Consider the following 8549-nt stretch of genomic DNA (forward strand, 5'->3'; position numbering starts at 1 on the left):
GGGTGGCGGGACGCGGGTGTCTTCGTCCGGTCGATATCAAAAACCTGTTTCACACGGCAAGACCACCCCGTCCGGTTCCCCCCATCCCAGCAATCGCAGCCATCCCCCAAACCCACCCGCGGGAATCGCATTCGTAGGACCACCCGGAAATCAAATTCGCCACAGTTCCCTTCCACACCACAGGGCATTCTGGCGAAGTCCACTACGGCATGGGGGATTCGACATTGGGATGGAGTTCGAGAAAGTTTCCGATTTTCTGGTAACAATGGGCAGCCACACTCGGGTTGCTGGTAGGAGAACACTGATTTGCAAGGTCCAGAAACACGTCCGACTTTCATTGGCAACCTAGCCAATCCGGCTTGCGAGCAAGCTTGGAACGAATTCGTGCGTCTGTACCGCGACATCATTTACCGGGTGGCACGCTCTAGAGGGCTGCAAAATGCCGATGCCGAAGACGTCACCCAGGAAGTGTTTGCGATCGTCAGCCGGAAAGTCGAATCCTTTGACTGCTCGGCTGCGGGCTCGTTTCGCGGATGGCTCCGCAAACTGGCTCGGGATACCGCCATCGATCGACTTCGACAGCCCCAGCATGACGTGGGTTCCGGCGACAGCCAGATGCGGCAAGCACTGGAACAACGCCTGACACCGGACGACACGGCCACGCTTTGGAATGTGGAAGTCAAACGCGAGCAGTTGTTGCGAGCGTGCGACCACATCCGCGATCAATTCTCTGAATCCGTATGGCAGTCATTTTGGTTGACTGCCATTGAACACCAATCGATCCCGTCGGCTGCGAAGCAGTTGGGAAAATCCGAGGGCTCCGTACGCGTCGCTCGCTGTCGCGTCATGGCCCGTTTAAAGAGAGAGGTTGATTCCGATGATCGCTCGCTTTCACTATGACCGCAGCCAGTTGCAAGCTTTTCTGGACCAGGATCCGTCGGCTGACCCCGCGGAGATTCAGTCACACATCGAATCGTGCGCCGACTGCCAAGCCGAACTAGAAACGATCGCCCAAGCCGACTTTGATTGGGAACAAGCGACTCGGCTACTAAGAGTCGATCCAACGTCGCTGACAAATTCCTTTGACCAACCGATGGAACTGGACGACATCCCTGGCTTCCTTGAACCCAGCGACCACCCCGGTTCACTCGGTCGGTTCGCTCGCTACGAGGTGCTAGAAATCTTGGGCCGCGGTGGCATGGGGATCGTCATGCGTGGATACGACACATCACTCAATCGCCATTCGGCGGTCAAGGTGTTGGCACCGGAACTGGCCACCAGTGCGGCGGCAAGAATGCGATTCTCGCGAGAAGCCAAGAGTGCCGCCGCCGTCGTGCATCCGCACGTCGTTCCGATCCAAACCGTTGACGAACACAACGGAATCCCCTACTTGGTGATGCCGGTCGTGGAAGGCAACAGCGTTGACGCCAGGGTGCGCAGCGTGGGACCACTGACGGTCATCGAAACCGTCCGAATCGCATCGCAAGTCGCCGAAGGATTGGCGGCCGCACACGAACAAGGCCTGGTCCACCGGGACATCAAACCCGCCAACGTGTTGTTGGAAAACGGGGTCGAACGCGTCCAAATCACCGATTTTGGGCTCGCTCGCGCCGTCGACGACGCCAGCATGACTCGCAGCGGCGTCATCGCCGGAACACCGCAGTACATGTCGCCCGAACAAGCTCATGGCGATTCCATCGACCATCGCAGCGATCTGTTCTCGCTGGGCAGCCTGATCTATTTCATGCTGACCGGGCGAAGCCCGTTTCGCAGCGAGACCACAATGGGCGTGCTGAACCGGATCGTGAACGACCAGCCGCGACGGCTGCGCAGCATCAATGCCGACGTCCCCGAGTGGCTGGAACAGATCGTCACCAAACTGCTGGCCAAATCACCCGACGAGCGTTTTCAGAACGCGTTGCAGGTCGCCGAAGTGCTGCAACAATGGCACGCCCATTTGCAAACGCCGGATGCGGTCCCAGAACCGACAACGACCGATCTTCCCGGTCTCCCGGCGCCCGTTTCGGATGGTGGAAACCGATGGCCACCCCGGAACAGGCTTGTCGCCGCAGCCGCGGCCGCCTTCTTCGCAATCTTTGGCACGATCATTTACCTAGAAACCAGCAAAGGCACGCTTCGGATCGAAAGCAATTCAAACGCCCAGGTCCCAATCGTCATTCGGCAGGATGGCAACGTCGTGCAAGAATTCACAGTCACCCAAGATGGAACCACCACCCGATTGCGAGCCGGAAAGTACTCGATCGAATCCAAGGCGGACGACCAATCCATCACGCTGCAGAACAATCAAGTCACGATCCAGTCCGGCGGCCGGTGGGTGGCACGTATCGCGATGCAGGAACCGCCGGAATCAGTCTTCGAAAGCCGTGACCCCAGCATCATCCGCCAAGCTGCGGCGGAGGACACCCGAGACGGGAACTACGAAGCGTCGCTGGACAAAATTCTGTGGTGCTGGGAAAACGGCGTCGAAGCCAACTCGGCCTGGTACGCCGTCCGTCGATCATTCTTGCTGTCGGATTGGCTGGATCTTGCCGACTCGTATCCCACCGCACTGCAGAAATTGAAATCGATCCAAGACGAACTCCAGCAACAGATCACCGCGAAAGATCAACATCGAGTCTCCGAGGACGACTTCGCTGATTTCGCATCCATCAACCGCGTGCTTCGTGAAGAGCAACGCACAATCGAGGTATACGACCAACTGGACCCGCGCGATCAAGCACGCGTGAAGTACTACTTGCCAAAGCCCCTTTCATCCGACGGGTCCGATGGGGCCGAACAAATCGCGGGCGCCGACCAGGACGATCAACCGCGGCAACCAGTCGAGGCGAAGCCACTTGATCGTCTTCGAGATTGGATTGAAACGCTGCCCGGCGGGTTCAACGATCCACCCAAGATCTCTCCTTTCACGCGGATGCAGTTCGACGACGAACGAGTCATCGTGACCATGGATTCCAAGACGTACGAATTGCTTGGCATCGACCATTTCCTGATCCAGGAATTGATCCAAAAAACCCGTGATCACTACGACCAGAAATGGAAGAAACGGTTGAGCGAGGACTTGGTCGAAGTTCTGTGGCACCTAGGACACATCCCCGGCCAGAATGTCGAACTGCGTCTCAAGCCGATCGATAGCGATCAGGAAATCACGATCCCACACGCCCCGATGACCAAGAAAAATCGCAGCGAACTGTACCGCGACAACGATCACAACCAACCCTGATCGTCGCGGCCTTCACCCGTCGTGGGATTCGCCAGAACGCCCCGTGCACGATTCCGTAGTGGGACGCGGGTGCAATCAGTGGCTGGGGTACACGGGTGCTAGCGGGCCGCCGGGATCTTGAATATCGGTATCGCCGATAAAGATTTGGCCGGCATTGGGACACTTCTTCAGGTCCTCGGCCGACAGGTTCTCGACCGCGGTCGTGATGATCAACTTGATCTCACCATCGTGGCGGACCAGTGCCGGACAGGTGTTCTGGGGCGATCCAGGCGTCTTCCACACGCACTGCAATTGGCCGCTTGCGAAATCGTACAGACGCGTTTGTCCGAACTCGGCCACGCCCGGATGGAACATCGCCACGATGATCCCCTTGCCATCGGGTGTCATGATCATGCCATCGGGAACCGCCGGGTCGTCGGTCAGGTCCAACACGGTGGTCGGTTCGCCAAGCGTGCCAGCGGCGATGTCCAGCGGATAACGGACGATCGTGCGAGTGGGCGAATCAATGTCGACCAGGTTCAGGCTGCCATCATCGCCTTGGACGATCGCCTTGCCATTGCTGCAGATCTGGTCGTCGCGAAGTCGGATCAGTTTCTGGTCGCTGCCACGAAACAGATACAAACCCGCTTTCTTGGTCGCAAATTCAAGGTCTTTGGTGCCAAAGATCAGATTGTTTTCGAAAACTAAGCCGTCATTGATGATCGTGCCGCTGACATCGCTGTCGACGCCCTCGCAGATCGGTTCCCACTGGCCCGATCGCACGTCGAACATTCCCAACTTCCGCTCGCAACCGACCACGAAGGTGGTTCCGTTTTTGCAGGGGAACGCAAACCCGGGACGGCCGGGAAGTTCGAATGATTCGTTCTTGCTGCACAACAGGTCATAAATATTGACGCTGCCGACGGTCGATTCGCTGCCGTGCTGGATTCCGACCCAACTGAATTTGCTTTCGCTGATCGAGATCGGGCCCTCGGGCAAGAACCGAAGAGCGTCGGTGTCGGGAAATCCAATCGGTCGTGCTTCAAGTGTTTGATTCATATGCCCGTTTTACACCCTGACGAAGCTGGAAAAAAGGAGTCGCAAACGCGCAGGCGAACATCGATCCGATCGCGTCGGATCGAAAATATCCCGAAAGTCGGCTACGCTGATTCACTGTATTCCCGGCCACCATTCTGTCTTCTCGACTACCGCCCGACTCGCACCCCTGACCGGACCATGCCACTTAGCATCATGCGTCGCTTCTCTTTCTGTGCTGGCCATCGCTTGGTCGGCCACGAGGGCAAATGCCAGAACCTTCACGGCCATAATTACGTCGTCGAGGTCTACGTCACGGGCCAGGAACAGGACGCCGTCGGCCGAATCCTAGACTTCAAGAAACTGAAACAATCGATCAATGGTTGGTTGGACAAGAATTGGGATCACACATTCATCCTGTGGGATAAAGACGAAAACGGGCTGGCCGCGATCCGTTCCTCCCAGCCTCACCGAATCTATGAACTCGACTGCAACCCGACGGCCGAAAACATGGCCATCCACTTCCTAGAAGTTGTCTGCCCCGAGGTATTGGCCGACAGCGGCGCTGTCGCCTTCAAAGTACGACTGTGGGAGAGCGAAGAGACGTGTGCCGAAGTCAGCAAAGACATCGTTGGCTAAACCAAATTCCCCCCGATGGATCACCACGATGGACAATTTATCGATGCAAGTTCGACGACTGGACCACATCGCTTTACATGTCGCTGATGTCCCGACCAGCGTCGCTTTCTATCGCGACACGATGAAGTTGCCGCAGATGGACCGGCCGGCTTTCGATTTCCCCGGTGCATGGTTTCGACTGGGCGTCGAACAGGAACTGCACTTGATCGGCGATCGTCTGGACCCTGTCTATTCGCACCACCGAGGTGGCCACTTTGCGTTGATCGTCGACGAACTGGACAGCTGGGAACAGCATTTGGACCGTCAAGGCGCCACGCGATTGCAGCGCAAAACCAGACCCGACGGAGCCCTGCAAACGTTCGTCCAAGATCCCGATGGACATTGGATCGAGCTGTGCGTCCCGCCCAAGAAGTGATCGCCAACGAAACGAAGCGTTCCCAGTGGACAGTCGCCGGGGGCTTGGCGTGAGCCTTGGGCTGCGAAACTCACCAAGGGCTTGTCGATTGAGTGAGCTGCAATCTTTGTGATGAAATCAAGGCGAAGGAGCTCCAGAGTTGAACTCCTTCGCCATGGTCGCAGGATTACCGAAAGTCTTGACGACTTCCGCTACCCGATGCTTCACAGCGTTTCCTCAGACCGCTTACTTGTGCGGTGTGTGACAGGCTTTGCAGTTGGCGGCCTTCTTCAACATCTCGCCCGCCTTCGGATCGTCCTTGACGGCTGCTTCGCTGGCCTTGACCAGAGCACCGGTCAATTTGTCCCAACTTTCCTGTTCACCCTTCTTCGGTGTGTTCTTTGCAAGCGCGACCATCATGTCGTGCAGCGTCTTCTTTTCTTCTTCGGATGCGTCACCACTGGCGACCTTCTTCAGCAGCGGCCCCTTCATCGCCTTCTTCATGATGTCCTTCGTTGCGTACTTCGGTTCGGCATCGTCGTCGGCAGCCAAAACCGGGATCGCCGTCAATGCGACAAGCAGACCTGCGGAACTTAAGATCGTCCAAAATTTCTTAGACATCGGCACTCTCAATCCAATCGGGAAAAACGGGAAGCACAGAAAACGCAGACTCGCCAAGATAGCGGAGCCAGAATCGGGCCGCCACAAGCAGCCGCTGACGGGTGCCCCATTATGCTATTCTGGAACCGGCTGCGGTGCCCGGTACCGATCCGGTCACGCGTTTCACCCTCGCCTTGATTTCGCAAAGGTTCCCCCATGGATCATTCCAGGTTTAGCCGTCGCTGTTGGCTTCGCGGGGCAGGAGCCAGCATCATTGGGCTGCCGTTTTTAGAGGAAATGGCGATCGGGGCCGGTCCCGCCGCTACCGTGGTCCCCACGCGATCGTTCAACGTTTTTTTTGGTTTGGGAATCCCAGCGCCACTGCAAACCGAGGGTTTCGACGGGGTACTGGAACCGCTGCGGCCGCTGGCCGACAAGCTGTTGATCATGCGAAACATCGATCAGGTTCGATGCGACGAGTCCGGCATCAACGCCCACTTCGACGGGGCAAGTGGGGCATTCACGGCAACGCCGCCTGATGGCGAGGCCAAGGCCGGTGGTGCGTCGATCGACCAAGTCATCCGCAAATCGGCCTATCCCGATGGGCTGCCGCCAAGTGTCGTGCCGACGCTGGTCGCCGGCACCTTCTTTCGTCGCAGCCGCGTCAGCCGATATGTGCATAGCTACAACAGCGATGGCACCGTCGCGGCTAATATCCAAGAGAAACCACGCGATGTGTTTGACCGTGTCTTCGGCGTACTCGAAGGCGCCTCGGACCACGGGGAGCGGCGCCTAAAACGCAGCGTTCTAGATGCGGTGGTCGACCAATACAAATTTTACACCGGCGCAAACTCGCCTCTTTCGGCCGCATCGCGAGGCCGCATCGCTGACCACTTGGACCGGATCCGCGAATACGAACAACGGGCGTTCGAAGTCCGACAATTGGATCCCGACGGACCGGCCTACCCTGCACCGTCCAACCTCGCCCACGGTGGCAAAGCCGACCCCGGCGGCGAAGGCATCGACATGGAACTGGACCAATTAACCGCCGAATGGAGATTGCAGGCCGACCTGTACGCGCTGGCCATCGAACTGGATCGCACTCGATTCGGATCGTTGACGTTCTTAGCCGCCGGCGAACGACTGCGGATCAAGGGCGACTATCAATACGATGGTCGCCTGATCCATACCTTCGACGATTCGTCTCAATTGGGCCGCGGTGGATCGGCCGGCTGCAGCCACGAATGGTGGCATAAGTTCAACGAAAAGAAAAAGAACGAACAGCTGCGTGCCCATGCCCACATGAAGATGCGCGAAGTCGCCTACTTCCTTTCTCGCTTGGACGAAACCACCGAAGCCAACGGAAAGACCATTCTGGAAAACAGCTGTATCACGATTAGCACGGAATCGGGCGATGGCCGTCACAGCGATGTCAAACGGGAACTCTCGGGTGTTTTCCACGCCATCACATCCGCCGGTGGCCGATTCAAAACCGGCCAAATCATGGACGTCGGACACGAGGGCATCGATGTCTACAACACGATGCTGGAACGCATGGGTGCCGACGACCGGCTAGGGCCCGCGGAGCGTGAAATGCAACGGGTGGAAAAGATCCTTGCCTAGCAACGTGCGTGAAAAAAGTGGTCGACCAGTCCTTAGCGGTCTGCTAGATCCACTGTTTCAGCGTCTGCAGGTCGGTCTTCATCGCCTTCAAGTGGTCGGGGACAAGTTCCGGCTTGCGATGGTCCAAGTACTCTTCATGCAACGAGATCGGTCCATCGAACTCACCTAGCTTCATCGCCTGGATCGCTTCTTTGCCGACGCGACCTTCGCCCAACGGGACGTTGATCAACCGATTGCCATCCCACTTGAAATCTTTGATGTACATCGCGCCGATGTGTGGCCGGATCAGTTCCAAAGCCACGGGCCATGACATCCCGCCTTCGGCGATCCCGTGCCGAATGTCATAGGCCACGCCGAGGTCGGATTTTGCGATCCCTTGCAGCCCAAGGTGCAAATCCCAGATCGGTGCGCCAAAGTAATTCTTGCCCGCGTGGTTCTGGTACAGCCCCTGGATGCCGTAGCTATGGTTCAGGGCCGCCAAATCTTGCAGGCCCGGCCGCCACTGTTGGATTTGATCAGCGATGTTCTGGTTCAGATCGTACTTCAGGTACTCCATCCGATAGCGTTGGATGCCGAGCGTCGCCGCCGTCCGCAACACACGCTTGGTCAACGGATCGCTTGCGTCCCGAATGTCGGTGGTGATCAACAACACCTTCAGTCCGCGTTTGTCCAACGCCTCGACCAAGCGGGGCAGATCATCTTCGACCTTCTCTGGCTCGACATTTCCGCCCGGTCGCACCGGTGCTTCAATGCCATCGAAACCGGCTTCGGCCAACACGTCGGCCATTTCATCAAACGAGATCGAATTCAGTGGCTTGGTGAACACGCCGATCGGCGCCACGGGTGGTTTGACGTCCTGACTATCGCTTGTCGCTTGACCTTGCTTCTGGTCCGCGGACGCGGAATCTGCAGAGACGAACATTGATGCGGCGGCAGTGGCGGACGCGGCGGCAAGAAAATCACGGCGAGAACGGATGGGAGACATCAAATGCAGCTCTTTCAGGGGGCGGGCGGGGCAGAAGCGGTCAAAACGGCGAG

Annotated in this window: 8 protein-coding genes; 5 read left to right on the forward strand and 3 right to left on the reverse strand. The window is 57.7% G+C overall.

The features are described 5' to 3' along the window. Positions 1-306 precede the first annotated feature (306 nt). Both K227x_RS18505 and K227x_RS18510 read left to right on the forward strand, forming a co-directional pair. Positions 307-900: an RNA polymerase sigma factor gene (locus K227x_RS18505; RefSeq protein WP_145171813.1), complete on the forward strand. Its 594-nt coding sequence runs from the start codon at positions 307-309 to the stop codon at positions 898-900. Then, positions 878-3241 (forward strand): serine/threonine-protein kinase, encoded by a 2364-nt coding sequence (locus tag K227x_RS18510; protein ID WP_145171815.1) that lies wholly within the window; start codon positions 878-880, stop codon positions 3239-3241. Before K227x_RS18505 ends, K227x_RS18510 begins: the two co-directional genes overlap by 23 nt. Before the next feature lie 75 nt (positions 3242-3316). Here the strand turns inward: K227x_RS18510 and K227x_RS18515 are convergent, their stop codons facing one another. Continuing rightward, positions 3317-4279, reverse strand: coding sequence for an SMP-30/gluconolactonase/LRE family protein (locus K227x_RS18515; RefSeq protein ID WP_145171817.1), 963 nt, complete (start codon positions 4277-4279; stop codon positions 3317-3319). 177 nt (positions 4280-4456) lie between these two features. Here K227x_RS18515 and K227x_RS18520 point away from each other — a divergent pair, with 177 nt between their 5' ends. Both K227x_RS18520 and K227x_RS18525 read left to right on the forward strand, forming a co-directional pair. Continuing rightward, positions 4457-4894 carry a 6-pyruvoyl trahydropterin synthase family protein gene (locus K227x_RS18520; protein WP_145171819.1) on the forward strand — a complete coding sequence of 146 codons (438 nt, stop codon included), beginning with the start codon at positions 4457-4459 and terminating at the stop codon, positions 4892-4894. Positions 4895-4922: 28 nt separating this feature from the next. Next, complete coding sequence (locus K227x_RS18525) at positions 4923-5309, forward strand: VOC family protein (RefSeq protein WP_246145912.1); 387 nt, start codon at positions 4923-4925, stop codon at positions 5307-5309. A gap of 225 nt (positions 5310-5534) precedes the next feature. Here K227x_RS18525 and K227x_RS18530 read toward each other — a convergent pair whose 3' ends face one another. Next, entirely contained in the window at positions 5535-5909 is a 375-nt protein-coding gene (locus K227x_RS18530) for a hypothetical protein (protein WP_145171821.1), read from the reverse strand. Between the two features lie 195 nt (positions 5910-6104). Between K227x_RS18530 and K227x_RS18535 the strand changes: the two genes are divergently transcribed. Continuing rightward, positions 6105-7511, forward strand: coding sequence for a DUF1552 domain-containing protein (locus K227x_RS18535; RefSeq protein WP_145171823.1), 1407 nt, complete (start codon positions 6105-6107; stop codon positions 7509-7511). A gap of 43 nt (positions 7512-7554) precedes the next feature. Here K227x_RS18535 and K227x_RS18540 read toward each other — a convergent pair whose 3' ends face one another. Continuing rightward, complete coding sequence (locus tag K227x_RS18540) at positions 7555-8496, reverse strand: sugar phosphate isomerase/epimerase family protein (protein WP_246145913.1); 942 nt, start codon at positions 8494-8496, stop codon at positions 7555-7557. Positions 8497-8549 lie beyond the last annotated feature (53 nt).

The organism is Rubripirellula lacrimiformis, from assembly GCF_007741535.1.
In the GTDB taxonomy this organism is placed as follows: domain Bacteria; phylum Planctomycetota; class Planctomycetia; order Pirellulales; family Pirellulaceae; genus Rubripirellula; species Rubripirellula lacrimiformis.